Below are 26119 nucleotides of genomic sequence, written 5' to 3' on the forward strand. Positions count from 1 at the left end.
CACGCGCTGCACGATCTTCGTGAAGTTGCCCGTCGCATTCTCGGGCGGCAGCACGCTGAACGTCGCGCCGGTCGCGGGCGCGACGCTGTCGACGCGCCCGTGCAGCCGCGCGCCCGACGCATCGAGCGACACGTCGACGCGATCGCCCGCGCGCATCTTGCGCAGCTGGTCCTCCTTGAAGTTCGCGTCGATCCACAAGCCGGACGCAGGGACGATCGTCAGCAGCGGCACGCCGACGTTCGCCAGCATTCCGACGCGGCCGGTGCGGTTGCCGACGTAGCCGTCGACCGGTGCACGGATCGTCGTGTATTCGACGTTCAATGCGGCAACGCGCTGCGCGGCGAGCGCCGTGTTCACGCGGGCGCGCGCATCGGCCAGCTGTGCGCCGAGCACGTCGAGCTCGCGCTTCGACGCGAGCAGCGCCGCATCGCTGCGTTCGACGGCCGCGTGCGCTTTCGCGTAGTCGGCGTCGGCGCGCTCGACGAGCTGATTCGACACCGCGTCGGCCTTCACGAGTTCGCGATAGCGGACGCGATCGGCCGCGGCGCGCGTCAGCTCGGCCGAGGATGCGTTCTTGTCCGCCGCATGCTGGACGATCACCGCGTCTTGCAGCTGCTGCTTCGCTTCGAGCTCGGCCACGGCCGAGCGCGCCGCGTCGACTTCGGCGCTCGCCTGCGCGAGCTTCGCCGCGTAGTCGCGCGCGTCGAGCTGCACGAGGACGTCGCCGGCTTTCACGCGCTGGTTGTCGGTCACGAGGATCCGGTCGACGAAGCCGGCGACCTTCGGCGCAAGCACCGTCACGTCGCCGCCGACATACGCGTCGTCGGTGCTTTCCTGGAAACGCAGCACGAACAGCCAGTCGAGTGCGGCCGCGCCGACCGCGACGACGACGGCGATCAGGGCGATGCGCATCCAGCGTACGCGGCGGCGCTGCTTCGCGGGCGGTTCGGCCGTGGCCGCTTCGCGGGCGGCAGCGGTTTGAGTCGTGTCCATCGATTCACCTATGTATATGCACTAATCAAGGCGACCGACGGCGGTGCGTCGATCGGGAAAACGCCTGCGCGCGACGGATATGCAGTACGTCAGCGCGCCGGCAGGTTGTGCGCGATCCGGAACAGCTCGCCGCGCAGGTGGGCGGCCTGCCGTGCCCCGAAACGCCGCTCGAATGCCTGCTGCGCGGCGAGCCAGTGCGCATGCGCTTCGGCGATCTTCGTTTCGCCGCACGCAGTGAGCGAGAAGGTCTGCCGGCGTCCGCCCGGTTCGGTATGCCCGGCGACGAGCGCGGCGCCGACGAGTGGCCTGAGCGCGCGCAGCAGCGCGGTACGCTCGATGACCAGCTCGGCCGACAGCGCCGCCATCGTCAGGCCCGGCCGTTCGCGCAGCAGCGCCAGAATGCTGTACTGCGACGGCGTAACGCCAGCATGCGCGAGATGGCGCTCGTAGAACTGCGAGATCCGGCGTGCGGCCTGCCGGATCGCGAAACAATCGTCGTCGGTGAGCGTCGTCGTGTGCATGTGCACACTTTAAGCAGTCTGCGCGCGCGGAGCGATGACGGCCGCGCGATCAGATTGGTGCGTCCTGCGTACCAATCGGCGGGCAAGCGAAGTGCGCGAACCGGCGCTATGCCGCGACGGGCGCGATCCAGCCTTCGCGGTCGCACATCGCGCTCGCATAGTCGATGAACGCCTTGACCTTCGCCGGCAGCAGCGATCGGTTCGCGTACGCCAGCTTCAGCTCGACGCACCCATCGACGAGGTCGGCATCGTCGAGCAGCTGTACGAGCGCGCCCGACGCGAGCTCGGTTTCGACCAGCGTTCTCGGCACGATGCCAATGCCGAAACCGTGCATCACCATCTCGCGGTTGAACACGGGGCTGTTCGACGAAATGTCGAAGCGCAGCGGAAGGGTCAGCACGTCGCCGTCGACGCGGAACGACAGCGCCGGGCGGCGCAGCGACGGCGACAGCGGCACGAACGGATGGTCGACGAGATCGGCCGGCGTCGTGGGGTTCCCATGCGCGCGCAGGTACGCGGGCGTCGCGACGATCACGAACGGTATCCGCGCGATGAGCCGCACGATCGTCGTGTCGGAGCTCAGCATGTAGGGAGCGACGATGCCGATGTCGTAGCCCTCGCCAACCAGATCGACGTGCCGCTCGGTCAGCGTGACGTCGACGCGCACTTTCGGATGCGCAGCCTTGAAGCCCGCGATCAACGGCACGAACTGATTCAGCGCGGCGGTCGTGTGCGCGACGAGCCGCAGCAGGCCGTCGGGCTCGCGCGTCTGCGTCTGCGCTTCGGCTTCGAGCGCGTCCAGCTCGTCGAGCACGGCGGCGCAGCGCTCGTAGATGCGTTCGGCCGTTTCGGTCAGCGACACCTGGCGCGTGGTCCGGTGCAGCAAGCGGCCGCCGAACCGCGCTTCGAGTTCGGCGATCGCGCGCGACACGACCGGGCGCGCGAGGCCATGCATGTCGGCCGCGCGCGTGAAGCTGCGCAGCTCGACGACCGACCGGAAGATCCGCAGCTTGTCGATGTAGTCCATGTCCGTCTCCTCGGGCGGTCGCGGGCGCCGGACGCGCGCGACCGGCGGGATGATCGGTCGAGTGTACATTGACTTTATGCATATGCACATATACATTTGCCGGCATGGACGACATCGAGACGATCGGTGCGTGCAACTGCTTCGCGCTTCGGCAGGCGACGCGATTTGTCACGCAAATTTATGAACGCCATCTGAGCGCGGCGGGCGTGACGCCCGCGCAGTTCTCGATCATCGCGATCCTGTCGCGGCGGCCCGACGTGCTGATGAGCGAGCTCGCCGATACGCTGGTGATGGACCGCACGACGCTGCTGCGCGCGCTGAAGCCGCTGCAGCGCGACGGGCTCGTCGCGTCGGCGCCGTCCGATCACGATCCGCGTGCGCACGTGCTGAATCTGACGAAGCAGGGCGTGCGTGCGTTCGGTCAGGCGAAGCGCGCGTGGCAGGCCGCGCAGCGCGAATTCGAATCCGCGTTTGGCGAGCAGCGGGCGCAGGCGCTGCGCGACGAACTGCTGCAGCTGACCGGCAAGCGCTGAGTTGCAGTCGTCCATTCCCGCACGGTGGCGGCGGCCGGCTGTCGCCGCCGCGATCCATTCCCCTTTCCTTGGCGATCGGCCCGCGATCCGCAGCGGTCCTGCGGAGCCCCGCGCGCGAAACCGGGTCGAGTACGAGCCACATCACGTCTAAGTGGTACGTGGTTGTATCCAATTGACGCGCGGAATTGGTTTTGTAGCGCCATCTCTGCAAGAAAAATGCGAAATTGGTTTCGGAATGACGGCATTCGTCGACTATCTGGACATATTTTATTTCCAGTTGTACAGTCGCTCCACGCACTTCACCGGCCGATGGCGGCCGGGCGGGTCACGAGGAGCAACCCATGTTGCAGTTGAGCGAGCGCGACGACGCGATGTTGCGCGGCGAATTCGGCGAAGGCGTCGCGCGCGCGATGCGGATCGTCGCGCGTACCGCGCAGGTGATGTCCGCGCCGCACCTGATCGACATCACGTGCGCGCATATCGACGGCTGTCTGTATCACGGGCAGACGAGTCTCGACTTCGTCGACTATTTCGTCGCGACGGGTGCGCGCGTCGCGGTGCCGACCACGCTGAACGTCGGCTCGCTCGACCTGATCCATCCCGAGCTGTACCACGGCGACCGTACGATCGAGCGCGACGCGCAGCGCCTGATGGACGCGCATCTGCAGCTCGGCTGCGAATCGAGCTTCACGTGCGCGCCGTATCAGCTGAAGCACCGCCCGGCGTTGGGCGAGCAGATTGCCTGGGCCGAATCGAACGCGATCGTGTTCGCGAACTCGGTGCTCGGCGCGCGCACGAGCCGCTACGGCGACTTTCTCGATCTGGCGGCCGCGATCACCGGGCGCGCGCCGTATGCGGGGCTGCACGTCGAAGCGAACCGTGCCGGGCAGATCGTGTTCAACGCGCCCGACTTCGGCCGTCTGCCGTCGCGGGACGTTCATTTTGCGGCGCTCGGCTTGCTGGTCGGCAAGGTCGCCGGTGCGACGGTGCCCGTGATCGTCGGATTGCCGGCCGATACGACGGAGGACGAACTGAAGGCGCTCGGTGCCGCCGCCGCGTCGAGCGGTGCGGTCGCGCTGTTCCATGCGGTCGGCGTGACGCCCGAGGCGCCGACGCTCGACGCCGCGCTGCACGGCCGCGCGCCGCGGCAGACGATCGACGTGTCGATGGCCGATCTCGCCGAGATCCGGCGCACGCTGAATCATGGCGCGGAAGGCGACGCGCTCGTCGCGGTCGCGCTCGGCACGCCGCATTTTTCGCTCGCGGAATTCCGCACGCTCGACACGCTGCTCGACCGCTTCGACGGCAAGCCGGCATGCGATATCTACGTGAACACGAGCCGCTTCATCCTGTGGGAGCTCGGCGAACTCGGCCTCGCCGGCAAGTTCGCGGCGCGCGGCGTGCAGATCGTCGTCGACACGTGCACGTACATCACGCCCGTGATGAAGCAGCTGTCGGGGCTCGTGATGACGAATTCGGGGAAATGGGCATCGTATGCGCCGGCGAACATCGGCGTCACGGTCGCGTACGGCAGCATGAGCGAGTGCGTGCGATCGGCATTCGAAGGAAAGGTGCGATTCGATGACTGAGAACCATCACGCCGGCGCGGCCGGCACCGCGCTGACCGGCGACACGCTCGTGCCCGGCCGCGCGTATGCGGAGACGATCGTGCTGCCCAAGCCGCTGAGCTTCTGGGGCGGCTACGACTCGGTCGCGGGGCGCATTGTCGATCGCGGGCATCCGCTCGTCGGCGCGAGCCTCGCCGGGCGGATCATGGTGATGGCGCATGCGAAAGGCTCGAGCTCGAGCAGCAGCGTGCTCGCCGAAGCGATCCGCAACGGCACGGGCCCCGTCGGCATCGTGCTGAGCGAGCGCGACCTGATCATCTCGATCGGCGCGATCGTCGCGGCGGAGCTGTATGCGATGGCCGTGCCGGCCGTCTGTGTCTCGGAGCCCGTGTACGACAGGATCGCGCGTGCATCGGGACCGGTACGAATCGAAGCGAACGACGGCGACGGCGGCGCACGCATCCTGCTGTAGCCGCGCGCGCTCGTCCCGGCGAGCGCATGGGCGACAGCGTCGCGTACGCGCCAAGTCTTAATTGCGTTCCTGATATTAAGGACAACGGATAGTGCGCCGAAGAAGAGCTGCACGTCCGCCCCGGTGTCCTTCACCCGCCGGCCGCCAGACGGTTGACACCGCCGCGCCCGGCTCATCCCGGCTCGCGTATCGCGAGCCATCGTCGAGGAGACTCCATGAAGCTGAAATGCATGATTGCCGTGCTGGCGCTGGGCGGATTCACGATCGGCGCCGCACACGCGGAACGCGTCGTCACGATCGCTTTTTCCGGTCCGCTGACGGGCCCGCAAGCGGTGAGCGGGAAGGACGACGAGAACGGGCTGCGGCTCGCGGTCGAGACGCTGAACCGCACGCCGATTACGGTCGACGGACAGCCGGTCCGATTCCGGATCGTCGCCGAGGACGACCAGGCCGATCCGCGCACCGGTGTACAGGTCGCGCAGCGTCTGCTGGATCGTCAGCCGGCCGCGTTCTTCGGCCCCGAGAATTCGGGCGTCGCGATTCCGGTCGCACGGCTGACGAACGCCGCGCGCGTGCCGATGCTGACGGTCGCGTCGAACCCGCAGCTGACCGCGCTCGGCTACGACAACGTGTTTCGCACGGGCGCGAGCGATTCGGTGCTCGGCGCGTCGATGGCCGCGTTTGCGGCAGGGAAGCTCGGCGCGAAGACCGCCGCCGTAATCGACGACCGCACCGCCTACGGGCAGGGGCTCGCCGAGCAGTTCATCGCGAAGGCGAAGTCGCTCGGTCTGCAGGTCGTCGCGCGCGAGTTCACGCATTCGCAGGCGACCGATTTCCTCGCGATCCTCGCGACGATCAAGGGAAAGAACCCGGACGTGATCTTCTTCGGCGGCTATACCGCGCAGGCCGCGCCGATGGCCAAGCAGATGGTCCAGCGCGGCGTGCGCGCGCGGCTGCTCGGCGGCGACGGGATCTGCTCGGCCAACATGGGCACCGTCGCGCAGACGGCATCGCGCAACGTGTTCTGCGCGATGAGCGGCGCGGGGCTCGACAGGACCGAGGCCGGCCGGGACTACGTTGCGCGATACCGTGCGCGCTTCAAGAGCGAGCCGCAGACATACGGCATCACGTACTACGACGGCATGCTGCTGCTCGCGAAAACGATGGCATCCGCGCAGACGACCGATCCCGCGAAACTGATCGAAGCGCTGCGTTCGGCTTCGCATGAAGGCGTGGCCGGGACATACGCGTTCACGGCGCGCGGCGAGCTGCTGAACGCGCCGACGACCGTGTTCACGTTCGAGGACGGGCAGATGGTGCCGGTGCGCTGACGCGTCAGAGGAAACGGATACGCGCTGCCTCTTCGGGCGCGAGCGTCAGCGCGGCCTTTGCCGCGCCGACCTCGCGCCTGCCGCCCGGCGGCTCGAGCCGGCGGATATCGGGCCACAGGGCGAACCCGAACAGCAAACGCAGGACTGTGCTGAGCCCATACAGGCGGATCGTGGCGGCTGCGCACCACGCAAACACGGCAAGCATGCCGTCGGTGCTGCGTTGTACGACCGACATGATGCCGATGACGAATGCGAACGCGATCGGTGCGCCGATCGTTACCGTGAGGTCGGTGCGCGCGCTCTGGATGCGCGCAGGGCGAACGAGATAGATGGAGCCGTCGGTCAGATTGCGCATGCGCGCATCTGCGCTGCGCATTCCGCACATCACGCGCGCCGCACATCCGCCGCCGCTTGCCGATAGGCGCTCGGCGTCTGCCCGGCCCAACGCCGGAACGCGCGCGTGAAGTTCGCGGGGTCGGTGAACTGCAGCCGCTCGGCGATCGTTTTCAGATCGAGGTCCGAGGCCGCGAGCAGTTGCTTCGCGTCGCGAAAGCGTGCTTCGTCGAGCAGTTGCCGATAGCTCGAGCCGGCCTCCTCGAGCCGGCGGCGCAGCGTGCGCGTCGAGACGAGCAGCGTGTGCGCGAGCGCCTCCGGGTCCGGATAACCGCCTGTCGTGCGCGCCAGTTCGGCGCGCACGCGCTCGACGAAATCGCCTTCGTCGTGACGCACCTGCGCATATTCGCGTTCGACCTGTACCAGCGCCTGCCGATGGGCGACTTCGTCCGCGAACGGCAGCGGCCAGTCGAGCACGTCGCGCGCGACCCACAGCGCGTTGGCCGCGCATTCGAATTCGACCGGCGGCAGCCGGTCGCGGTAGCGCGCGAAATAATCGGGCTCCGGCCATGCGAAGCGCAGCGCGATCGCCGGCGACGTGCGGCCCGCCCATTGCGCGATGTTCTGCGCGAGCCCGGTCAGCACGAACTCGAACATCACATGATGCTGCAGCACGGGGTTCGCCTGTACGCCGTGCAGCTCGAGCGTCGCGCCGCGTTCGTCTTCCGCATAGCTCAGCCGATACTGGCGGTTGCGCATCCGGAAGTAGCGCTGCGTCACGTGCAGCGCCGTGCGGATGTCCGGCGCGGTCAGCGTCGCATAGCCGAGAAAGCCGTGCACGGTCGGTTTCAGCAGCAGCCCGAACGCGAGGCCGATGCCGCGATCGCCGCCGATGTCGATCGCGTTCAGCACGAGCCGGCCCCATTGCGCCGGCGCGACGCGCGCGTCCGGCTCGGCCAGTACTGCGTCGCGCAGACCGGTGCCCGCACGCACGGCGGCCGCGTCGATGCCGCGCGCGGCGAGCGCCTGCAGCAGCAGACGCGGATAGGCGACGGGAATCGTCGGGCGGCGCAGCCCGAGGCGATCCTTGCGGGACGGTGTGCTCATTGGATATTGGCCGGAAATGACAAGCATTATGGCTGTTTGTCCCCTCACGTTCAACGCGGCGCGCGCCTACGATGACGCTCATCGCGTATCGCTCCGACCATCATGACGACACCTTTCCCGCATCTGCTCGCACCGCTCGATCTCGGCTTCACGACGCTGAAAAACCGTGTACTGATGGGTTCGATGCATACGGGCCTCGAAGACAGCCGCAAGACGCTGCCGCGGCTCGCCGACTATTTCGCGGAGCGGGCGCGCGGCGGCGTCGGACTGATCGTGACGGGCGGCTTCGCGCCGAACGTGGCCGGCTGGACCAAGCCGTTCGGCGGCACGCTGATGACGTCGGCCGCCGCGCGGCGCCATCGCGCGATCACGCGCGCGGTCCACGCGGAGGACGGCAAGATCGCGCTGCAGATCCTGCATACGGGCCGTTACGGCTATCACCCGTTCGCGGTTGCGCCGTCGAAGATCAAGTCGCCGATCTCGCCGTTCGCGCCGCGCGAGCTGAGCGCCCGCGGCATCGAGCGGCAGATCCGCGCGTTCGTCCGCTGCGCGCAGCTCGCGCGCGAAGCGGGCTACGACGGCGTCGAGATCATGGGCTCCGAAGGCTACCTGATCAATCAGTTCATCTCGATGCATACGAACAAGCGCACCGACGCGTGGGGCGGCGCCTACGAAAACCGGATCCGGCTGCCGATCGAGATCGTCGAGCGCACGCGCGAAGCGGTCGGCCGCGATTTCATTCTGATCTACCGGCTGTCGATGCTCGACCTGATTCCGGACGGCAGCGACTGGCGCGAGACCGTGCAGCTCGCGAAGGCGGTCGAGCGCGCGGGCGCGACGATCCTCAATACGGGCATCGGCTGGCACGAGGCGCGCGTGCCGACGATCGCGACGTCGGTGCCGCGCGGCGCGTTCGCATGGGTCACGCAGAAGATGAGGGGGGAGGTCGGCATTCCGCTCGTCACGACGAACCGGATCAACCGGCCCGAAGTCGCCGAACGGATTCTCGCCGACGGCTGCGCGGACATGGTCTCGATGGCGCGCCCGCTGCTCGCGGATCCGGAATTCGTCGTCAAGGCGGCGCAAGGCCGCGCGGACGAGATCAACACGTGCATCGGCTGCAATCAGGCCTGCCTCGATCATGCGTTCAGGAACCGGATCGCCTCATGCCTGCTGAATCCGCGCGCGTGTCACGAGACCGAGCTGCAATATGCGCGCGCCACGCAGGCGAAGCGTATCGCGGTGGTCGGCGCCGGGCCGGCCGGGCTCGCCTGCGCGACCGTGCTCGCGCAGCGCGGCCATCGCGTCGACCTGTTCGACGGCGCGGCGGAAATCGGCGGCCAGTTCAATCTCGCGAAACGGATTCCGGGCAAGGAAGAGTTTCACGAAGCGCTGCGCTATTTCGGCCGCCAGATCGAGCTGACCGGCGTCGCGCTGCATCTGAACCGGCGCGTCGAGGCGAGCGACCTGATCGCGGGCGGCTACGACGAGATCGTGCTCGCGACCGGCGTATCGCCGCGCGATCCGAAGATTCCGGGGCAGGACGGGCCGAACGTGCTCGGCTATATCGACGTGCTGACGGGCGCGCGGCCGGTCGGCCCGCGTGTCGCAGTGATCGGTGCTGGCGGGATCGGCTTCGACGTCGCGGAATTTCTCGTGCAGGACGGACCGTCGCCGGCGCTCGACCTCGACGAATGGAAAGCCGAGTGGGGCGTGACCGACCCGGCCGCGACGCGTGGCGGCATCACGCGCGCCAAGGTGTCGCCGCCGGCGCGCGACGTCACGCTGTTGCAGCGCAAGCCCGCGCCGCTCGGCAAGGGGCTCGGCAAGACGACCGGCTGGATCCACCGCGCGACGCTGAAGATGAAGCAGGTGAAGATGATCGGCGGCGTGAACTACGAACGGATCGATGCGCGCGGGCTGCACGTCTCGTACGGCGAGCAGCGCACCGGGCACGAATTGATCGAAGCCGACACGATCGTGCTCTGCACCGGCCAGGAACCGCAGCGCGCGCTGCTCGCGCCGCTGCAGGCGGCCGGGCGTTCGGTGCACGTGATCGGCGGCGCGGACCGCGCCGCCGAACTCGATGCAAAGCGCGCGATCGACCAGGGCGCGCGGCTCGCCGCGCGGCTGTAAGGCCGGCTCGCGCTTCGCACGCTCACGCCGCTTCGGCCTGCTCCGCCGCTTCCGCTTCGAGCATCGCGCGGACGATCAGATAGACGGCCGGCAGATCGTCGTCGTCGCGGCGCCAGTCGACCGGCTCGTCGATGTCGGCCGGCACGAGCCGGCTGTCGCACAGCCGGATGAACGCGTCGACGATCGCCGGATCGTTGCGGCTCACGAACCCCGCGTTCGAGAACGCGAGCGCTTCGACGTCGAGCAGCGCACGCCAGCTCATCGTGCGCTCCGCAGCGGGATGGCTGCGCCGCCGCAGGCCGAGCGCGCGCTGCGCGGGGCCGGCCACCGCGCGCTGCAGATCGGCGACCGCGCGCTGCGCGGCGCGTTCGAACTGGACAGGATTGAAGCCGGGTTGCTCGGGATCGAATGCGGATGACTGGAACATGGTCGCCTCACAAAGGTCCGTCCGTCGCGGGATGACGGAATTCGGGTCAAATGGTGCAAAAGCACTGTAAATATATACAGTGTCTCGCGCCGTTTCAAGCCCCGGACGCGATCCTGTTCGCTAGACCGCGGCGGCGATCGTTTCGCGCAGCCACCGATGCGCCGGATCGCGATGCACACGCTCGTGCCACAGCATCGACATTTCGTAGCCGGGCACGTCGATCGGCGCGTCGACGACGCGCAGCGCAGGCGTATCGCGCACGAGCCGCTCTGGCAGCATCGCGACGAGATCGGTGCTCGCGAGCACCGACATCACGAACAGGAAATGCGGAACGGACAGCACGACGCGCCGCGTTGCGCCGACCTTCGCGAGCGCCTCGTCGGTCACGCCGAAGAAGCCGCCGCCGTCCGGCGACACGATCACATGCTCGAGCGCATTGAACTGCGCGAGCGTCGGGCGACGTTTCAGTTTCGGATGACCGGCGCGGCCGACGAGCACGTAGCGCTCGACGAACAGCGGCAGCCGGCGCATGCCGGGCGGCGATCCTTCGGTCGTATGGAAGGCGAGGTCGATGTCGTTGCGCGCGGCCGCCTGCTCGATGCGCGGCGGGACGAGCTCGACGATCGCGAGCCGCGTGCCGGGCGCGGCCGTGCGCAGCGCATGCAGCGCGGGCAGCACGATCGTCGATTCGCCGTAGTCGGTCGCGGCGACGCGCCACGTGTGCGTCGCGGTCGACGGATCGAACGGCGTCGCGGGCAGCACCGCGCGTTCGACCGCCTCGAGCGCGTCGCGCAGCGGCTCGCGCAGCGCTTCCGCGCGCGCGGTCGGCCGCATGCCGCGCGGCCCCGGCAGCAGCAGCGGATCGCCGAACGTATCGCGCAGCTTCTGCAGATGCACGCTGACCGACGGCTGCGAGAGGTTGAGCTTCTCGGCCGCGCGCGTCACGTTGAGTTCGGCGAGCAGCACGTCGAGCGTCACGAGCAGGTTCAGGTCGAGTCGCTTCAAATTAGTCATGGCTATACCTGGAATATCGGAAATTCATTTCCAATATACCGGTACGATCGGCATCCTGCAGCCAATTCAACCGACGGAGGACCGAACATGAACGTGCTGATCGTCTATGCACATCCCGAGCCGCGTTCGCTGAACGGCGCATTGCGCGATTTTGCCGTGGCGCGTCTGGAAGCGGCCGGGCATACGGTGCAGGTGAGCGACCTGTATGCGATGAACTGGAAGCCCGCGCTCGACGCAAACGACATGATCGACCGCTCGCACGACGCGCGCTTCGATCCGGCGCTCGACTCGAAGCGCGCATACGAGACCGGCACGCAGCGCGAAGACATCGCGCGCGAGCAGGACAAGCTGAAGTGGGCCGATACGGTGATCCTGCAGTTCCCGCTGTGGTGGTTCTCGATGCCGGCGATCATGAAAGGGTGGGTCGAGCGCGTGTATGCGTACGGCTTCGCATATGGCGTCGGCGAGCATTCCGACCGGCACTGGGGCGATCGCTACGGCGAAGGCTCGCTCGCCGGCAAGCGCGCGATGCTGATCGTCACGACCGGCGGATGGGAATCGCACTACAGCGCGCGCGGGATCAACGGGCCGATCGACGACGTGCTGTTTCCGATCCAGCACGGCATCCTCTATTACCCGGGCTTCGACGTGTTGCCGCCATTCGTCATCTATCAGACGCACCGGATGGACGACGCGCGTTTCGCGGAAACGCGCGCCGCGCTCGGCAAGCGTCTGGACGAACTCGCCACGACACCGCCGATTCCGTATCGCCGGCAAAACGCGGGCGACTACGAGATCCCGGCGCTGACGCTGAAGCCGGACATCGCGCCCGGGAAGGTCGGCTTTGCCGCGCATCTGGCGGCGTAGCGCGCCATGCACGAGCGCGATACGCGCGCCGCACGACGCAAAAACGGCACGAACGACCCGCGCGTTTTCGCAGGCCGCCGTTGCCGTTCGCCCTTTGCCCTTTGCCGTGCCGCGTGCCGCCGTCAAACGACGGCCGCGACACGCGCGCGCTTACCGATCGTCGTCGCGCACCGACGACGGATGGCGGCACAGCGCGCGTACCTCCATCTCCATATACGGAAACAGCGGCAGCTGACTCAGCACGTCGTGCAGCTGCTGCACGCTGTCGACGTCGAAGATGCTGACGTTCGCGTACTGTCCGGCGATCCGCCACAGATGCCGCCACACGCCTTCGTTCATCAGCCGCTGACACATCGCCTTTTCCTCGGCCTTCAGCGTCGCGGCTTTGACCGGGTCCATATCCGCCGGCAGGCGGACCTTCATTTCCACATGAAACAGCATCCTGTGCTCCGTTTGTCGGTTCGCGGGACGACGCCGGTCACACGTGCGCGCGCACGCGTTCGACGTCGGTGGTCGGCACGTTGTCGCGCGCGCCGACCAGCGTGAAATCGAAGTCGATCAGCGCGAACGGGCCGTCGATCCCGTACGGCTTGCCTTCCGCGCCTTCTGCCTGGCGGATCTTCGGAATCAGGCCCTCGCGCGTCGCGAACGCGAAGTCGTCCCAGATGTGCGGATCGCCTTCGATGTTGATCTGCGTGGTCAGCTTACGGTATCCGTCCGCGGAAACGAAGAAGTGAATGTGCGCAGGACGGTGGCCGTGGCGGCCGAGCTGATCGAGCAGCAGCTCGGTCTTGCTGCCCGGCGGCACGCTGTAGCCGACCGGCAGCACGCTGCGGAAGCTGTAGCGGCCTTCGGCGTCGGTGCGGATCGAGCGGCGCAGGTTGAACGGCGGCTGCGACTGATCGAAATACGAGTAGTTGCCGAGATGGTTCGCATGCCAGACCTCGACGAGCGCGTTCGCGATCGGCGCGCCGTCGCTGCCGAGCACGCGGCCGCGCATTACGAGCGTCTGGCCCGGATCGGTGCCGTCGTCGAGGCGCGCATGGCCCACCGACTCCGGCGCGCCGGCGACGTACAGCGGCCCTTCGATCGTACGCGGCGTGCCGCCGCGGATGCCGGCCTTCGCCTCCGCCTCGTCCATCCGCACGTCGAGGAAGCGCTCGAAGCCGAGGCCCGCGGCGATCAGCCCGAATTCGCGGCCGGCTTCGTTCAGATAGTTGAGCGCGGTCCAGAACTCGCTCGGCTGCACGTCGAAATCCTCGATCGTGTAGCACAGGTCCTTGACGATGCGGTTCACGATCGCGCGCACGCGCGGATTGCCGGGCTTTTCCGCGGCGTCGTCGAAGGTCTTCAGCAGGGCGTCGATTTCTTGTCGGGTCATCTCTGTCTCCGGTTTCGGTTGTCGTATGGAATCAGCGGGCGCCGCGCCGCATCCGGTCGATGCGCGCCCAGTCGAACGCGATGCCGAGGCCCGGCGTCGCCGGCAGATGCAGCTTGAAGTCCTCGTAGCGCAGCGGTTCGACGAGGATTTCCTCGGTCAGCAGCAGCGGGCCGAACAGCTCGGTGCCCCATTTCAGCGAAGCGAACGTGCTGAACAGTTGCGCGGAGGCGATCGTGCCGGCCGCGCCTTCGAGCATCGTGCCGCCGTACAAATCGATGCCGGCCGCCGACGCGATCGCCGCGACGTGTGCGGCGCCTTGCAGACCGCCCGACTGCGCGATCTTCACGGCGAACACGTCGGCCGCGCGTGTTTGCGCGAGCGCGAACGCGTCGATCGGGCCGTGCAGCGCCTCGTCGGCCATGATCGGCACGTGTGCGAGTTGCGTGAGCCGTTGCAGGCCCGTCCGGTTGCTCGCGGCGATCGGCTGTTCGACGAGGCTCACGCCCGCGTCCGCGAGCCGCGCGCAGGCGCGGATCGCATCGGTTTCCGTCCATGCCTGGTTCACGTCGACGCGCACGTCGCCGCGATCGCCGAGCGCGCGCTTGATCGCGATCACGTGCGCGACGTCGTCGTCGACCGCGTTCGACCCGATCTTGAGCTTGAACGCGCGGTGGCGACGCGCATCGAGCATCGCTTCGGCCTCCGCGATGTCGCGCTTCGTGTCGCCGCTCGCGAGCGTCCACGCGACGTCGACCGCATCGGTCACGCGGCCGCCGAACAACTCGGACAGCGGCACGCCGACGCGGCGCGCCTGCGCATCGAACAGCGCCGTCTCGAGCGCGCATTTCGCGAAGCGATTGCCCTGGAACAGCTTGCGGGCGCGCGCCATCGCGGCGCCCGGACGCGTCGCGTCCATCCCGCGCAGCAGCGGCGCGAAATACGTATCGATGTTGATCTTGATGCTTTCCGGGCTCTCCTCACCGTACGCGAGCCCGCCGATCGTCGTCGCTTCGCCGACGCCTTCGATACCGTCCGTGCATCGTATGCGGACCAGAACGAGCGTCTGGCAGTTCATCGTCGCGACCGAGAGTTTGTGGGGCCGGATCGTCGGTACGTCGACCAGCAGCGTCTCGACGCTTTCGATCGTGGCGGCTGTTGCTATCATGCGATTCCTCCTGTCGGTGCACATGGTAGGAATACGCGCCGGGCCGCGTCCAACACTCTTTCCGACTACTTCCATACCTTCGGAGCATGAAATGGAATTGCGCCAGCTTCGGTACTTCATGGCCGTGGCCGAGGAAATGAACATCACGCGCGCGGCGGAGCGGCTGCACATCACGCAGCCGCCGCTGAGCCGCCAGTTGCAGGCGATCGAGGAGGAACTCGGGCTGCCATTGTTCGTGCGCGGCGCACGGCCGCTGAAGCTGACCGACGCGGGGCGCGTGTTCTACGCGCAGGCGCGACGCGTCGTCGAGCAGGCCGACGAACTCGGGCCGCTGACGCGGCGGCTCGCGCAGCTGTCGGAACGGATCGTGATCGGGTTCGTGCCGTCGACGCTGTACGGCGCGCTGCCCGACGTGATCCGCGCGTTTCGCGAGGCGCAGCCGGACGTCGAGCTGTCGCTCGTCGAAATGTTCACGCTCGAGCAACTGGGCGCGCTGAAGGGCGGGCGGATCGACGTCGGCTTCGGGCGGCTGCGCTTCGACGACGACCAGCTCGTGCGCGAAGCGCTGATCGAGGAAAAGCTGATCGCGGCGGTGCCGGTCGGTCATCCGCTCGCCGATCCCGATCGGCCGCTGACGCTCGCGGACCTCGCGAACGAAACGCTGATCGTCTATCCGAGCACGCCGCGGCCGAGCTTCGCGGATCAGCAGTTGTCCGCGCTGCGCGACGGCGCGCTGGTGCCGGCCGCCGTGCACGAGGTGCGCGAACTGCAGACGGCGCTCGGGCTCGTCGCGGCGAAGGTCGGCGTGTCGCTGGTACCGGAGAGCGTGGAGGGCGTGCGCGTGAAGGGCGTGGTCTACCGGCGGCTGCCGGAACCGGTCGCGACGTCGCCGATCATCATGAGCCGCCGGCTGCACGGCGAAAGCGCGGCGACCGCGAAGTTCTGCGCGATCGCGCGCGAGATGATCGTGCCGGCGGGGCACGCCTAGCGGCGGTCGGTCGCTCGATCGATTGGCTCGTAGGTTCGCAACTAACGGCCTATCCCCTGTGCGTCCGCATGGCGGCGGCGCATGAGCGCATGAGATGCGTGAGCGCCTGAGCGCGGGCATCCCGGCGCCGGAGCGCGCACCTGCGCTTACGACCGTCCGGCAAGCGTTTCGGAAGGCGATTCGCCGAATCTTTCCCGATACGCGAGCGCGAACCGGCCGAGGTGCGTAAACCCGCAGTCGAGCGCGATGTCGGCGATCCGCCGCTCGGGCGTCGCGCCGAGCAGCAGCTCGCGCGCATGCTCGAGGCGCTTCGCGCGCAGGTATTGCATCGGGCTCGTGCCGCGAAACTGCAGGAACGCGTCGCGCAGCGTGCGCTCGGGCACGTCGGCCGCGCGTACGATGTCGGCGAGCTGCAGCGGCTGCGCGTAGTGCGCATCGACGAATTCCTGCGCGCGCCGCACGAAGCCGGGCACCGGATCGTGGCGTGCCGCCGGCAGCACGGACGGCGGGTGGCCTTCGATCAGCAGATCGATCAGCAGATGCTCGAGCTGCGACGCGACGCGCGGATTCGTCCGCGCGCGTTCGAGCAGGTCCGGCGAGCGCGCGACCAGCATCAGCTGATCGCGCCAGGCGGCGAGCGCCGCGTCGCTGACGTGCAGCACCGGATCGAGCGTCGCACGCGGATCGCCGGTCAGCGTGCGTACCGTCGCCGCGTCGATCCGCAGCACGAACTGCTCGCAATCCGCCGACAGCAGTGCATCGAAGCGTTCGCCCGGCGCGCAGAGCACGCCCGTCTGGGCATCGACGCCGAGCTGCCGCCCCATCGCACGCACGTCCGCGTGGCCGGACAGGCAGAACATCAGCAGGTAGTAGCCGTCGACCGCGTCGACCTGTACGCGCATCGCGTCGCCGAACGCGATCGTGCCGATCCCGAGCCCGCCGAGCCGCACGAAATCCATATGCGACGCGCCGCACACACGGCCGCTCGGCAGCAGTGCATGCGGCTGCATCACACGCGAGATCCGCTCGCGCGTTTCGTCGAGATCGCGGGATTCGAACAGCCGATGCGCGCGCAGCGCAAGCGGCTCGAACGGCGTTGGGGACATGGGCCGGGCCTTCGTGGGGACGTGCGCATCGGTCGGACGAATCGGTCGAGACCGCGCGCGGCATCGTGTGTGCGTCATGCTAGCGCAGAAATCCGCCGAAAGTGGATACTGCGCCGCCGCAATCGCACTTTCCGGATAGACGCCGAATATTAGCGTTTCAAAAATCCGCTCCATGGAGTCAACGACACGGATCGACAAGGAGTCCGACATGGAGCACACAGAATCGCCCGTCCGGTTCGCCGCACGCGACGCCGCCGACGACGTGGTTTTCCCGCACGACGACGGCTCGCGCGTGCCGTACAAGGTGTTCAGCTCGCGCGCGGTGTACGACCGCGAACAGGAACGCATCTTCCGCGGGCCGACCTGGAACTTCGTCGCGCTGGAAGCGGAAATCCCGAATCCGGGTGACTTCAAGAGCACGTTCGTCGGCGACACGCCGGTCGTCGTCACGCGCACGGACGACGGCACGCTGGCCGCCTGGGTGAACCGCTGTGCGCATCGCGGCGCGCAGGTCTGCCGCAAAGCGCGCGGCAACGCGAGTTCGCATACGTGCGTCTATCACCAGTGGAGCTTCGACAACCGCGGCAACCTGCTCGGCGTGCCGTTCCGGCGCGGCCAGAAGGGCATGACCGGGATGCCGGCCGATTTCGATCCGAAGCAGCACGGCCTGCGCCAGCTGCGCGTCGACAGCTATCGCGGGCTCGTGTTCGCGACGTTCAGCGACGATGTCGCGCCGCTGCCCGACTATCTCGGGGAACAGATGCGTCCGTGGATCGACCGGATCTTCCACAAGCCGATCGAGTATCTCGGCTGTACGCGCCAGTATTCGAAATCGAACTGGAAGCTCTATCTCGAGAACGTGAAGGATCCGTATCACGCGAGCATGCTGCATCTGTTCCATACGACGTTCAACATCTTCCGCGTCGGGATGAAGGCGCGTTCGATTCCGGACGCGAATCACGGGCTGCACAGCATCATCACCGTGACGAAGACGGGCGACGACACGTCGGCCGCGTACAAGCAGCAGAACATCCGGTCGTTCGACGAGGGCTTTCATCTGGAAGACGAATCGATCCTCGATCTCGTGTCCGAATACGACGAGGACTGCACGAACCACATTCAGCCGATCTTTCCACAGCTCGTGATCCAGCAGATCCACAACACGCTCGTCGCGCGGCAGATCCTGCCGAAGGGACCCGACAACTTCGAGCTGATCTTCCACTTCTTCGGCTACACCGACGACACGCCCGAACTGCGCGCGCTGCGCATCAAGCAGGCGAACCTCGTCGGGCCGGCCGGCTACATCTCGATGGAGGACATCGAAGCGACCGAGCTCGTGCAGCGCGGCACCGTGCGCGACGGCGATGCGACGTCGGTGATCGAGATGTCGCGCGGCAATCCCGACCAGCAGGACACGGTGATCACCGAAAGCCTGATCCGCAAGTTCTGGGTCGGCTACCAGAAGCTGATGGGCTATTGAATCGGGAGCGCGCAATGATGGACAACCTGACCGAAGACATGAACACGTGGTTCGCGATCTACATGCTGCAGAACCGCTACATCGGCCACCTCGACAACAACCGCCTCGAACAGTGGCCCGAGATGTTCACCGAGGACTGCACGTACGAGATCGTGCCGAAGGAGAACGCCGATCTCGGGCTGCCGGTCGGCATCGTGCACTGCACGAACCGGCGGATGCTGCGCGATCGCGTCGTGTCGCTTCGGCACGCGAACATTTACGAGGAGCATACGTACCGGCACATGACGTCCGGCCTCACGATCGTCGCGCAGCGCGACGGCGAGATCGACACCGAGAGCAATTACGTGGTCGTGCAGACGCGCAGCAACGGCGAATCGAACGTGTATCAGGCCGGTAAGTATTACGACACGGTCGTGCGCACGCCTGAAGGCTGGCGTTACCGCACGAAACGCGTGATCTACGACACGTCGCGCGTGCAGACGCTGCTCGCGACGCCGATCTGATCCAGCAAGGAGACGACATGACCGAAGCAACGCTCGCCGAGTGGCATCCGCTCGGCACGCTCGACGAATTTTCCGAAGACGAACCGGCCGCGCGCGTGGCGGGACAGAAGCCGATCGCGGTGTTCCGGATCGGCGACGAGCTGTTCGCGATGCACGACCTCTGCTCGCACGGCCACGCGCGGCTGTCCGAAGGCTATGTGGAGGACGGCTGCGTCGAATGCCCGCTGCATCAGGGGCTGATCGACATCCGCACCGGTGCGCCGAAGTGCGCGCCGATCACCGAGCCGGTGCGCACGTATCCGATCCGGATCGTCGACGGACAGGTGGAAGTCAATGTCGGCTGACCCGTTCGTGATCGTCGGCGCCGGACATGCGGCGCGCCGCACGGCCGAAGCGCTGCGCGCGCGCGATCCCGACGTGCGCATCGTGATGATCGGCGCGGAGCGCGAACTGCCGTACGACCGTCCCGTGCTGTCGAAGGACGCGCTGCTCGGCGACGGCGGCGAACAACGCGCGTTCGTGCGCGATGCCGGCTGGTACGACGCACAGCGGATCGCGCTGCGGCTCGGCACGCGCGTCGACGCGATCGAGCGCGACGCGCAGCGTGTGCGGCTCGACGACGGTTCGAGCCTGCCGTACGTGCGGCTCGTGCTCGCGACCGGCTCGCGCGTCCGCCCGTTCGCGGGCCCCGTCGACGACGGCGTCGCGCTGCACTACGTGCGTACGGTCGCCGACGCGCGTGCGCTGCGCGCGCAGCTCGCGCCCGGCCGTCGCGTCGCGGTACTCGGCGGCGGCTTCATCGGCCTCGAGGTGGCGGCCGCCGCGCGGCAGCTTGGCTGCGACGTGACGGTCATCGATCCGGCCGCGCGGCTGCTGCAGCGCGCGCTGCCGGAAGTGGTCGGCACGTATGCGCGGCAGCTGCACGACGGCCGCGGCGTCGCGTTCCGGCTTGCGACGACGCCGCGCGCCGTCCGCCGCGCAGCGGGCGGCGGCGCGATCGTCGACACGGACGCCGGCGACGTGCAGTGCGATGTGGTGGTCGTCGGCATCGGCGTCGTGCCGAACGTCGAACTCGCGCATGCGGCCGGGCTCGACGTCGACAACGGCATACGCGTCGACGCCGGCTGCCGCACGGCCGATCCCGCGATCTTCGCGGCCGGCGAGGTGACGATGCATTTCAATCCGCTGCTCGGCCGCCATGTGCGGATCGAGTCGTGGCAGGTCGCGGAGAATCAGCCGGCGGTGGCGGCCGCGAACGCGCTCGGCGCCGACGACACGTACGCGGAGCTGCCGTGGCTGTGGTCCGATCAGTACGACTGCAACCTGCAGATGCTCGGGCTGTTCGGCAGCGAGCACGCGATGGTCGTACGCGGCGATCCGGCGAGCGGCGCATTCACCGCGTTCGGGCTCGCGCACGACGGCAGGATCGTCGCGGTGGCGGCCGCGAACGCGGGGCGCGACATCGGCGCTTCGCGCAGGCTGATCGCGGCCGGCGCGATGCCGGATCGGGCGCGGCTTGCCGATCCGGCCGTCAACCTGAAAGCGTTTCTGTAACGGGCGTACGGTCGCACGCGCGCATGCGTGGCGGCATGGGCGCGTGCGGTGCATTTGGCGGCAACGGCCGACTCGGTGCATATTGGCGGCATCGCGTGTATCGCCCGTTTGCCCATGACGTCAGACAAAGCCCTTGAACTGAAACGCAGCAAGCGCCGCGCGCTGTGGCTGCTGCTTGCCGCCGTCGCGGTGTTCGTCACGACGATCTTTCTGCCGCGCGGCCCGTGGATCGATGGCGTGAAGGCCGTCGCCGAAGCCGCGATGGTCGGCGCGCTCGCGGACTGGTTCGCGGTCGCCGCGCTGTTCCGCCGCGTGCCGATCCCGTTCGTGTCGCGCCACACCGAAATCATTCCGCAGAACAAGGACAAGATTGCCGACAATCTCGCGGTGTTCGTCCGCGAGAAGTTTCTCGGCCCAGACGCGCTCGCCGCGCAGATCCGCCAGCACGATCCCGCGCAACGGCTCGGTGCGTGGCTCGGCGAGCCGGCGAACACCGAGGCGCTCGGCGGCTACGCGACGAAGCTGATGAGCTTCGTGCTCGACATGACCGACGACGCGCGCATCCAGTCGTTCGTGCACGACGCGTTCCGCGCGGCGATCGACCGGATCGACCTGTCGCAGTCGGCGGGCGCGATCCTCGATACGCTGACGAAGGACGGCCGCCACCAAGCGCTGCTCGACGACGCGATCGCGCAGATCGTCGCGGTGCTCGGCAAGGACGAGAACCGCGACGTGATCGCGGGCTTCATCGTCGAATGGCTGAAGACGCAATATCCGAAGGTCGAGAAGATCATGCCGACGCACTGGCTCGGCGAGAACGGCGCCGAGCTCGTCGCGAATGCGGTGAGCCGCGTGCTCGAAGCGGTCGCGGCCGACCCCGAGCATGAGCTGCGTCAGCGCTTCGACCGCATCGTGCACTCGCTGACGGAGCGTCTGAAGCACGATCGCGCGTTCATCGACAAGGGCGACGAAATCAAGCGCTACATCCGCGACGGCGATGCGTTCAACGCCTATTTGAAGGACCTGTGGGTGCAGTTGCGCGCATGGCTGAAGGCCGATCTCGCGCGCCCCGATTCGGCGCTGCATCGGCAGGCCGCGACGCTCGGCGGCTGGCTCGGCGCGCGGCTCGCGGAAAGCCCGGCGCTGCGCGCGTCGCTGAACGAGCACGTCGAGCGTGCCGTGCACGAGATGGCGCCCGATTTCGCGGATTTCCTGATGCGGCATATCCGCGATACGGTGCGCAACTGGGATGCGCGCGAGATGTCGCGGCAGATCGAACTGAATATCGGCAAGGATCTGCAGTACATCCGCATCAACGGCACGCTGGTCGGCGGGCTGATCGGGTTCGGCCTGTATCTGGTGTCGCTCGTGCCGCGCTGGGCCGGCGACTGGCTGCACTGACGCGGCCGCGCGCCGCACCGCGCGGGCGCGCGCATCAGGCGTGCGCTTTCGCGCCGTGCAGTTGCAGGCCGAGCGCCTTGATCACTTTGAGGATCGTGCCGAAGCTGGGATTGCCGTCGTGCGACAGCGCCTTGTACAGCCCCTCGCGCGATAGCCCCGCATCGCGCGCGACTTGCGACATGCCGCGGGCGCGCGCGATCACGCCGAGCGCGTGCGCGATGAATGCCGGATCGTCGCCGCCTTCCTGGAGGCAAGCTTCGAAATACTCGGCCATGTCGTCGTCGGTCTTCAGGTGTTCGGCCGAATCCCACGGCCGCGTGCTGATCTTGCTCATCGGTTACTCCAGGTCGAGATGCTCGAGCATCGCATGGGCGGCGCGAATGTCGTCGCGCTGCGTGGATTTGTCGCCGCCGCACAGCAGGACGACCCATATCGTGCGCCGCCGCACGAAATACACGCGATAGCCGGGGCCGTGATCGATGCGCATCTCGTAGACGGGCGACCCGACGGACTTCCAGTTGCCCAGATTGCCCATCGACAGCCGATCGATGCGCGCCTGAATGCGGCGCTTCGCGGTGCGGTCCTGCAGGCCGGCAAACCACGCGTCGAACACGGCGGTCGTCCGGATGCTGAACGTTGGAGCAAGGTAAGGCATTACAGGTAATTTGTCAACCACGGTTCACATCCTCATCGGAAGGTCGGAGCGTCACAGTACGGCCGTGCGCGCGGTCATGGCGCCGATTCGGCCGTCAGGCCGATGCGTGGAACGGTGCCGCTCACGTCGACGTCGTCGTTTCGAGATAGCGTCTACAATCGAAAACGGCTTTGCCGTCCGCGTGTGTCGCGCGCGGGCGGGTCCGTTCGCCTCCCATCGGGAGGAGCCGCCGCGCGCCGCGCGGCGGGCAGTGCCCGTGGTTCGTATCCGGTAGGTAATACGTTCGCGCTCCGTAGGCCGGCGCGCGCCGTCTCAAGCGTCGCGCGTCCGTAAGCCGTGCGCGCGGCATCAACCGAGAGTCCCCATGAAAGCATCGGATCTGTTCGTGAAGGCGCTGGAGGCCGAGGGCGTCGAGTACGTGTTCGGCATTCCCGGCGAAGAAAACCTCGATCTGCTCGAATCGCTGCGGCGCTCGAAGATCCGGCTCGTGCTGACGCGGCACGAACAGGCGGCCGGCTTCATGGCCGCGACCTACGGCCGCCTGACGGGCCGCACCGGCGTGTGTCTCGCGACGCTCGGCCCCGGCGCGACGAACTTCGTGACGGCCGCCGCGTATGCCCAGCTCGGCGGGATGCCGATGCTGATGATCACGGGCCAGAAGCCGATCAAGTCCAGCAAGCAGGGCCACTTCCAGATCGTCGACGTCGTCGGCATGATGCAGCCGCTGACCAAATTCACGCGGCAGATCGTGTCGATCGGCAATATTCCGTCGGCGGTACGCGAGGCGTTCCGGCGCGCGGAGGAGGAGCGGCCGGGCGCCGCGCACCTCGAGCTGCCGGAAGACATCGCGCACGAGGAAGGCGACGGCAAGCCGATCCCGCGCAGCTTCAGCCGCCGGCCGATCGCCGAGCAGAAGGCGGTCGCGCATGCCGTCGACGCGATCCAGGCCGCGCGCCATCCGCTGCTGATGATCGGCGCGGGCGGCAACCGCAAGACGACCTGCAAGATGCTGCTCGAATTCGTCGACAAGACGGGCATCCCGTTCTTTACGACGCAGATGGGCAAGGGCGTGATCGACGAGACGCATCCGCTGTGGCTCGGCAATGCGACATTGTCCGACGGCGATTTCGTGCATCGCGCGATCGAGCATGCGGACTGCATCATCAACGTCGGCCACGACGTGATCGAGAAGCCGCCGTTCTTCATGCGCGCGGACGACAAGACCGTGATTCACGTGAACTTCCTCGGCGCGCAGGTCGACCCCGTGTATTTTCCGCAGATCGAAGTCGTCGGCGATATCGCGAATGCGGTCTGGCAGATGAAGGAAGCGATCGCGCCGCAGCCGCACTGGGATTTCGAGCGCTTCGCGATGATCAAGGAACATTTCGACGCGCACCTGCAGAAGGGCCAGCACGATCCGCGCTTCCCGATGTATCCGGTGCGGATCGTCAACGACCTGTACAACGCGCTGCCGGTCGACGGCATCGTCTGTCTCGACAACGGGATGTACAAGATCTGGTTCGCGCGCTACTGGCGCGCGCACGAGCCGAACTCGCTGCTGCTCGACAACGCGCTCGCGTCGATGGGCGCCGGTCTGCCGTCCGCGATCGCGACGAAGATCGTCCATCCGCAGCGCAAGGTGATCGCCGTGTGCGGCGACGGCGGCTTCATGATGAACTCGCAGGAGCTCGAAACGGCGGTGCGCCTCGGGCTCGACATCGTCGTGATGATCCTGCGCGACGACGCGTTCGGCATGATCCGCTGGAAGCAGGAAAACATGAACTTCCCCGATTTCGCGATGACGCTGAAGAATCCCGACTTCGTGTCGTATGCGCAGAGCTACGGCGCACACGGCCATCGCGTCGAATCGGCCGATGCGCTCGAGCCGCTGCTGCGCGAATGCTTCGCATCGCCGGGCGTGCACGTGATCGACGTGCCGGTCGACTATTCCGACAACGAGCGCGTGCTGAACCGCGAGATCAAGCGGCTGTCGGCGCAGCTCTGAATCCCCGTTCACCGGAAGGAGCCGTTCCATGCTGAAGGAAACCTATCCGTACTACCTGGCCAACGAGGCCGTCTACGCGAATACCGATCTCGAAGTCACCGACAAGTACAGCGGCAAGGTCGCGACGCGCGTCGCGCTCGCCGACGCGAAGGCGATCGACGCGGCGATCGGCGCGGCCGTCGACGCGACCAAGCCGATGCGCGAACTGCCTGCGTACCAGCGGCAGGCCGTGCTCGACCATTGCGTCGCGCGCTTTCGCGAGCGCTTCGACGAACTGGCGGAAGCGCTCTGCATCGAGGCCGGCAAGCCGATCAACGACGCGAAAGGCGAAGTCACGCGGCTGATCGACACGTTCCGCGTCGCGTCCGAGGAAGCGGTGCGCATCGACGGCGAAGTGCTGAACCTCGAGATCTCCGCGCGCGCGCAGGGCTATACGGGCTATACGCGGCGCGTGCCGATCGGTCCGTGCTCGTTCATCTCGCCGTTCAACTTTCCGCTGAACCTGGCCGCACACAAGGTCGCGCCCGCACTCGCGGCCGGCTGCCCGTTCGTGCTGAAGCCCGCGAGCCGCACGCCGGTCGGCGCGCTGATCATCGGCGAAGTGCTCGCGGAAACCGATCTGCCGAAGGGCGCGTTCTCGGTGCTGCCCGCGCATCGCGACGGCGCGGATCTGTTCACGACCGACGACCGTTTCCGGCTGTTGTCGTTTACGGGCTCGCCGGCCGTCGGCTGGGCGCTGAAGGAGAAGGCCGGCAAGAAAAAAGTGGTGCTCGAGCTCGGCGGCAACGCGGCCGCGATCGTCGACGCGGACCAGCGCGACCGGCTCGACTATGTGGTCGAGCGTCTCGCGTTCGGCGCGTTCTATCAGTCCGGCCAGAGCTGCATCGGCGTGCAGCGGATCCTCGCGCATGCGGACATCTACGACGCGTTGCGCGACAAGCTGATCGCGAAGACGCGCGCGCTGAAGATGGGCGATCCGAAGGATCCGTCGACATTCGTCGGCCCAATGATTTCCGAGTCCGAATCGCGGCGGCTGTCCGGCTGGATGGACGCGGCCGTGGCGGCCGGCGCGAAGATCGTCGCGGGCGGCAAGGTCGACGGCGCGATGTTCGAGGCGACGCTGCTCGAAAACGTCGGCCGCGACCAGGACCTGTACCGGAAGGAGGCGTTCGGGCCGATCGCGATCCTCGAGAAGTTCGACCGTTTCGACGACGCGCTCGCGCGCGTCAACGACAGCGATTTCGGGCTGCAGGCCGGCGTGTTCACCGATTCGCTCGCGCATACGCAGCAGGCGTGGGACGAACTCGAAGTCGGCGGCGTCGTGATCAACGACGTGCCGTCGTTCCGCGTCGACAACATGCCGTACGGCGGCGTGAAGGATTCGGGGCTCGGCCGCGAAGGGATCCGCTACGCGATCGAGGACATGACCGAGCCGCGCCTGCTCGTCGTGCGGCGTCGCTGACGCACGCTGCGCGCCTCGACGACGGCACGCCGGCCGCAGGACGGGCCGCGTGCCGTTTTTCCGTGCGCGGCCGCGCCCCGCGCCCGCGGC

Annotated in this window: 27 protein-coding genes; 14 read left to right on the plus strand and 13 right to left on the minus strand. The window is 67.6% G+C overall.

Going from position 1 to position 26119, the window contains the following annotated elements:
• From HMPREF3115_RS20835 to HMPREF3115_RS20845, 3 genes are all read right to left on the minus strand, one after another.
• Positions 1 to 993 (minus strand): HlyD family secretion protein (locus tag HMPREF3115_RS20835; RefSeq protein ID WP_256276320.1); only part of this gene is annotated, 993 nt, incomplete at its 3' end.
• Between the two features lie 89 nt (positions 994 to 1082).
• Complete coding sequence (locus tag HMPREF3115_RS20840) at positions 1083 to 1514, minus strand: MarR family winged helix-turn-helix transcriptional regulator (RefSeq protein WP_006404236.1); 432 nt, start codon at positions 1512 to 1514, stop codon at positions 1083 to 1085.
• 106 nt (positions 1515 to 1620) lie between these two features.
• Positions 1621 to 2541, minus strand: a complete 921-nt coding sequence (locus tag HMPREF3115_RS20845) for a LysR family transcriptional regulator (RefSeq protein ID WP_070555850.1) — start codon at positions 2539 to 2541, stop codon at positions 1621 to 1623.
• Positions 2542 to 2645: 104 nt separating this feature from the next.
• On the opposite strand from HMPREF3115_RS20845, the gene HMPREF3115_RS20850 reads away from it, so the two are divergent.
• From HMPREF3115_RS20850 to HMPREF3115_RS20865, 4 genes are all read left to right on the plus strand, one after another.
• Positions 2646 to 3074, plus strand: a complete 429-nt coding sequence (locus tag HMPREF3115_RS20850; protein ID WP_006411373.1) for a MarR family winged helix-turn-helix transcriptional regulator — start codon at positions 2646 to 2648, stop codon at positions 3072 to 3074.
• Positions 3075 to 3415: 341 nt separating this feature from the next.
• A complete protein-coding gene (locus HMPREF3115_RS20855; protein ID WP_070555853.1) occupies positions 3416 to 4663 on the plus strand; it encodes an aconitase X in 1248 nt (415 codons plus the stop codon).
• Entirely contained in the window at positions 4656 to 5114 is a 459-nt protein-coding gene (locus HMPREF3115_RS20860) for an aconitase X swivel domain-containing protein (RefSeq protein ID WP_070555856.1), read from the plus strand. Before HMPREF3115_RS20855 ends, HMPREF3115_RS20860 begins: the two co-directional genes overlap by 8 nt.
• 215 nt (positions 5115 to 5329) lie before the next feature.
• Positions 5330 to 6445, plus strand: coding sequence for a branched-chain amino acid ABC transporter substrate-binding protein (locus tag HMPREF3115_RS20865; RefSeq protein WP_006404231.1), 1116 nt, complete (start codon positions 5330 to 5332; stop codon positions 6443 to 6445).
• A 4-nt stretch (positions 6446 to 6449) separates the two neighbouring features.
• Here the strand turns inward: HMPREF3115_RS20865 and HMPREF3115_RS20870 are convergent, their stop codons facing one another.
• On the minus strand, positions 6450 to 6800 hold the full coding sequence (locus HMPREF3115_RS20870; RefSeq protein ID WP_227747555.1) for a hypothetical protein: 351 nt from the start codon (positions 6798 to 6800) through the stop codon (positions 6450 to 6452).
• A gap of 29 nt (positions 6801 to 6829) precedes the next feature.
• Positions 6830 to 7912, minus strand: coding sequence for an AraC family transcriptional regulator (locus tag HMPREF3115_RS20875; RefSeq protein WP_053297872.1), 1083 nt, complete (start codon positions 7910 to 7912; stop codon positions 6830 to 6832).
• A 75-nt stretch (positions 7913 to 7987) separates the two neighbouring features.
• On the opposite strand from HMPREF3115_RS20875, the gene HMPREF3115_RS20880 reads away from it, so the two are divergent.
• A complete protein-coding gene (locus tag HMPREF3115_RS20880; RefSeq protein WP_070555859.1) occupies positions 7988 to 10021 on the plus strand; it encodes an NADPH-dependent 2,4-dienoyl-CoA reductase in 2034 nt (677 codons plus the stop codon).
• A 22-nt stretch (positions 10022 to 10043) separates the two neighbouring features.
• Here the strand turns inward: HMPREF3115_RS20880 and HMPREF3115_RS20885 are convergent, their stop codons facing one another.
• Together HMPREF3115_RS20885 and HMPREF3115_RS20890 are read right to left on the minus strand one after the other, a co-directional pair.
• Entirely contained in the window at positions 10044 to 10448 is a 405-nt protein-coding gene (locus HMPREF3115_RS20885; RefSeq protein WP_006404227.1) for a DUF2471 family protein, read from the minus strand.
• Positions 10449 to 10568: 120 nt separating this feature from the next.
• On the minus strand, positions 10569 to 11462 hold the full coding sequence (locus HMPREF3115_RS20890) for a LysR family transcriptional regulator (protein ID WP_006404226.1): 894 nt from the start codon (positions 11460 to 11462) through the stop codon (positions 10569 to 10571).
• Between the two features lie 87 nt (positions 11463 to 11549).
• On the opposite strand from HMPREF3115_RS20890, the gene HMPREF3115_RS20895 reads away from it, so the two are divergent.
• Positions 11550 to 12329 carry an NAD(P)H-dependent oxidoreductase gene (locus tag HMPREF3115_RS20895; protein WP_006404225.1) on the plus strand — a complete coding sequence of 260 codons (780 nt, stop codon included), beginning with the start codon at positions 11550 to 11552 and terminating at the stop codon, positions 12327 to 12329.
• Between the two features lie 150 nt (positions 12330 to 12479).
• Here HMPREF3115_RS20895 and catC read toward each other — a convergent pair whose 3' ends face one another.
• Genes catC through HMPREF3115_RS20910 form a run of 3 tightly spaced genes read right to left on the minus strand, consistent with a single transcriptional unit; the run spans position 12480 to position 14875 of the window.
• Positions 12480 to 12770 (minus strand): muconolactone Delta-isomerase, encoded by a 291-nt coding sequence (gene catC, locus HMPREF3115_RS20900; protein WP_006398002.1) that lies wholly within the window; start codon positions 12768 to 12770, stop codon positions 12480 to 12482.
• Between the two features lie 37 nt (positions 12771 to 12807).
• Complete coding sequence (gene catA / locus HMPREF3115_RS20905) at positions 12808 to 13710, minus strand: catechol 1,2-dioxygenase (RefSeq protein WP_065495496.1); 903 nt, start codon at positions 13708 to 13710, stop codon at positions 12808 to 12810.
• Between the two features lie 31 nt (positions 13711 to 13741).
• On the minus strand, positions 13742 to 14875 hold the full coding sequence (locus HMPREF3115_RS20910) for a muconate/chloromuconate family cycloisomerase (RefSeq protein WP_070555862.1): 1134 nt from the start codon (positions 14873 to 14875) through the stop codon (positions 13742 to 13744).
• A 91-nt stretch (positions 14876 to 14966) separates the two neighbouring features.
• On the opposite strand from HMPREF3115_RS20910, the gene HMPREF3115_RS20915 reads away from it, so the two are divergent.
• Positions 14967 to 15863, plus strand: a complete 897-nt coding sequence (locus HMPREF3115_RS20915; RefSeq protein ID WP_006411359.1) for a LysR family transcriptional regulator — start codon at positions 14967 to 14969, stop codon at positions 15861 to 15863.
• 146 nt (positions 15864 to 16009) lie between these two features.
• Here HMPREF3115_RS20915 and andR read toward each other — a convergent pair whose 3' ends face one another.
• Complete coding sequence (gene andR, locus HMPREF3115_RS20920; protein ID WP_006404221.1) at positions 16010 to 16969, minus strand: anthranilate 1,2-dioxygenase regulatory protein AndR; 960 nt, start codon at positions 16967 to 16969, stop codon at positions 16010 to 16012.
• 208 nt (positions 16970 to 17177) lie between these two features.
• Between andR and andAc the strand changes: the two genes are divergently transcribed.
• The 5 genes from andAc (at position 17178) to HMPREF3115_RS20945 (ending at position 21907) form a co-directional block, all read left to right on the plus strand.
• Complete coding sequence (gene andAc, locus HMPREF3115_RS20925) at positions 17178 to 18449, plus strand: anthranilate 1,2-dioxygenase large subunit AndAc (protein ID WP_070555864.1); 1272 nt, start codon at positions 17178 to 17180, stop codon at positions 18447 to 18449.
• Between the two features lie 14 nt (positions 18450 to 18463).
• On the plus strand, positions 18464 to 18952 hold the full coding sequence (andAd, locus tag HMPREF3115_RS20930; protein WP_006398008.1) for an anthranilate 1,2-dioxygenase small subunit AndAd: 489 nt from the start codon (positions 18464 to 18466) through the stop codon (positions 18950 to 18952).
• A 17-nt stretch (positions 18953 to 18969) separates the two neighbouring features.
• Positions 18970 to 19296: an anthranilate 1,2-dioxygenase ferredoxin subunit AndAb gene (gene andAb / locus HMPREF3115_RS20935; RefSeq protein WP_006404219.1), complete on the plus strand. Its 327-nt coding sequence runs from the start codon at positions 18970 to 18972 to the stop codon at positions 19294 to 19296.
• A complete protein-coding gene (gene andAa, locus HMPREF3115_RS20940; RefSeq protein WP_070555867.1) occupies positions 19286 to 20506 on the plus strand; it encodes an anthranilate 1,2-dioxygenase system ferredoxin--NAD(+) reductase in 1221 nt (406 codons plus the stop codon). Before andAb ends, andAa begins: the two co-directional genes overlap by 11 nt.
• A 114-nt stretch (positions 20507 to 20620) precedes the next feature.
• Positions 20621 to 21907 carry a DUF445 domain-containing protein gene (locus HMPREF3115_RS20945; RefSeq protein WP_070555869.1) on the plus strand — a complete coding sequence of 429 codons (1287 nt, stop codon included), beginning with the start codon at positions 20621 to 20623 and terminating at the stop codon, positions 21905 to 21907.
• 34 nt (positions 21908 to 21941) lie between these two features.
• On the opposite strand, the gene HMPREF3115_RS20950 is transcribed toward HMPREF3115_RS20945, so the two are convergent.
• Both HMPREF3115_RS20950 and HMPREF3115_RS20955 read right to left on the minus strand, forming a co-directional pair.
• Positions 21942 to 22241, minus strand: a complete 300-nt coding sequence (locus tag HMPREF3115_RS20950) for an addiction module antidote protein (RefSeq protein ID WP_006398012.1) — start codon at positions 22239 to 22241, stop codon at positions 21942 to 21944.
• A 3-nt stretch (positions 22242 to 22244) separates the two neighbouring features.
• The gene (locus HMPREF3115_RS20955) at positions 22245 to 22562 is read right to left on the minus strand and encodes a type II toxin-antitoxin system RelE/ParE family toxin (protein WP_012217495.1); all 318 of its coding nucleotides are present in this window, start codon (positions 22560 to 22562) and stop codon (positions 22245 to 22247) included.
• A gap of 364 nt (positions 22563 to 22926) precedes the next feature.
• Here HMPREF3115_RS20955 and HMPREF3115_RS20960 point away from each other — a divergent pair, with 364 nt between their 5' ends.
• Both HMPREF3115_RS20960 and HMPREF3115_RS20965 read left to right on the plus strand, forming a co-directional pair.
• Positions 22927 to 24567 (plus strand): acetolactate synthase large subunit, encoded by a 1641-nt coding sequence (locus tag HMPREF3115_RS20960; RefSeq protein WP_006398015.1) that lies wholly within the window; start codon positions 22927 to 22929, stop codon positions 24565 to 24567.
• Positions 24568 to 24595: 28 nt separating this feature from the next.
• Positions 24596 to 26029, plus strand: coding sequence for an aldehyde dehydrogenase family protein (locus HMPREF3115_RS20965; RefSeq protein WP_006404214.1), 1434 nt, complete (start codon positions 24596 to 24598; stop codon positions 26027 to 26029).
• Positions 26030 to 26119: the final 90 nt, after the last annotated feature.

It is taken from the genome of Burkholderia sp. HMSC10F09 (genome assembly GCF_001806955.1).
GTDB lineage: Bacteria > Pseudomonadota > Gammaproteobacteria > Burkholderiales > Burkholderiaceae > Burkholderia > Burkholderia multivorans.

Coding starts and splice junctions, on each gene's coding strand:
- HMPREF3115_RS20915 (WP_006411359.1), top strand. CDS start 14,967: ATGGAATTGCGCCAGCTTCGGTACTTCATGGCCGTGGCCGAGGAAATG.
- HMPREF3115_RS20950 (WP_006398012.1), bottom strand. CDS start 22,241: ATGAGCAAGATCAGCACGCGGCCGTGGGATTCGGCCGAACACCTGAAG.
- HMPREF3115_RS20885 (WP_006404227.1), bottom strand. CDS start 10,448: ATGTTCCAGTCATCCGCATTCGATCCCGAGCAACCCGGCTTCAATCCT.
- HMPREF3115_RS20955 (WP_012217495.1), bottom strand. CDS start 22,562: ATGCCTTACCTTGCTCCAACGTTCAGCATCCGGACGACCGCCGTGTTC.
- HMPREF3115_RS20945 (WP_070555869.1), top strand. CDS start 20,621: ATGACGTCAGACAAAGCCCTTGAACTGAAACGCAGCAAGCGCCGCGCG.
- andR (WP_006404221.1), bottom strand. CDS start 16,969: ATGTCCCCAACGCCGTTCGAGCCGCTTGCGCTGCGCGCGCATCGGCTG.
- andAb (WP_006404219.1), top strand. CDS start 18,970: ATGACCGAAGCAACGCTCGCCGAGTGGCATCCGCTCGGCACGCTCGAC.
- HMPREF3115_RS20880 (WP_070555859.1), top strand. CDS start 7,988: ATGACGACACCTTTCCCGCATCTGCTCGCACCGCTCGATCTCGGCTTC.
- HMPREF3115_RS20840 (WP_006404236.1), bottom strand. CDS start 1,514: ATGCACACGACGACGCTCACCGACGACGATTGTTTCGCGATCCGGCAG.
- catC (WP_006398002.1), bottom strand. CDS start 12,770: ATGCTGTTTCATGTGGAAATGAAGGTCCGCCTGCCGGCGGATATGGAC.
- HMPREF3115_RS20845 (WP_070555850.1), bottom strand. CDS start 2,541: ATGGACTACATCGACAAGCTGCGGATCTTCCGGTCGGTCGTCGAGCTG.
- HMPREF3115_RS20895 (WP_006404225.1), top strand. CDS start 11,550: ATGAACGTGCTGATCGTCTATGCACATCCCGAGCCGCGTTCGCTGAAC.
- HMPREF3115_RS20910 (WP_070555862.1), bottom strand. CDS start 14,875: ATGATAGCAACAGCCGCCACGATCGAAAGCGTCGAGACGCTGCTGGTC.
- andAd (WP_006398008.1), top strand. CDS start 18,464: ATGATGGACAACCTGACCGAAGACATGAACACGTGGTTCGCGATCTAC.
- HMPREF3115_RS20870 (WP_227747555.1), bottom strand. CDS start 6,800: ATGCGCAATCTGACCGACGGCTCCATCTATCTCGTTCGCCCTGCGCGC.
- catA (WP_065495496.1), bottom strand. CDS start 13,710: ATGACCCGACAAGAAATCGACGCCCTGCTGAAGACCTTCGACGACGCC.
- HMPREF3115_RS20960 (WP_006398015.1), top strand. CDS start 22,927: ATGAAAGCATCGGATCTGTTCGTGAAGGCGCTGGAGGCCGAGGGCGTC.
- andAa (WP_070555867.1), top strand. CDS start 19,286: ATGTCGGCTGACCCGTTCGTGATCGTCGGCGCCGGACATGCGGCGCGC.
- HMPREF3115_RS20850 (WP_006411373.1), top strand. CDS start 2,646: ATGGACGACATCGAGACGATCGGTGCGTGCAACTGCTTCGCGCTTCGG.
- HMPREF3115_RS20875 (WP_053297872.1), bottom strand. CDS start 7,912: ATGCTTGTCATTTCCGGCCAATATCCAATGAGCACACCGTCCCGCAAG.
- andAc (WP_070555864.1), top strand. CDS start 17,178: ATGGAGCACACAGAATCGCCCGTCCGGTTCGCCGCACGCGACGCCGCC.
- HMPREF3115_RS20865 (WP_006404231.1), top strand. CDS start 5,330: ATGAAGCTGAAATGCATGATTGCCGTGCTGGCGCTGGGCGGATTCACG.
- HMPREF3115_RS20890 (WP_006404226.1), bottom strand. CDS start 11,462: ATGACTAATTTGAAGCGACTCGACCTGAACCTGCTCGTGACGCTCGAC.
- HMPREF3115_RS20855 (WP_070555853.1), top strand. CDS start 3,416: ATGTTGCAGTTGAGCGAGCGCGACGACGCGATGTTGCGCGGCGAATTC.
- HMPREF3115_RS20965 (WP_006404214.1), top strand. CDS start 24,596: ATGCTGAAGGAAACCTATCCGTACTACCTGGCCAACGAGGCCGTCTAC.
- HMPREF3115_RS20860 (WP_070555856.1), top strand. CDS start 4,656: ATGACTGAGAACCATCACGCCGGCGCGGCCGGCACCGCGCTGACCGGC.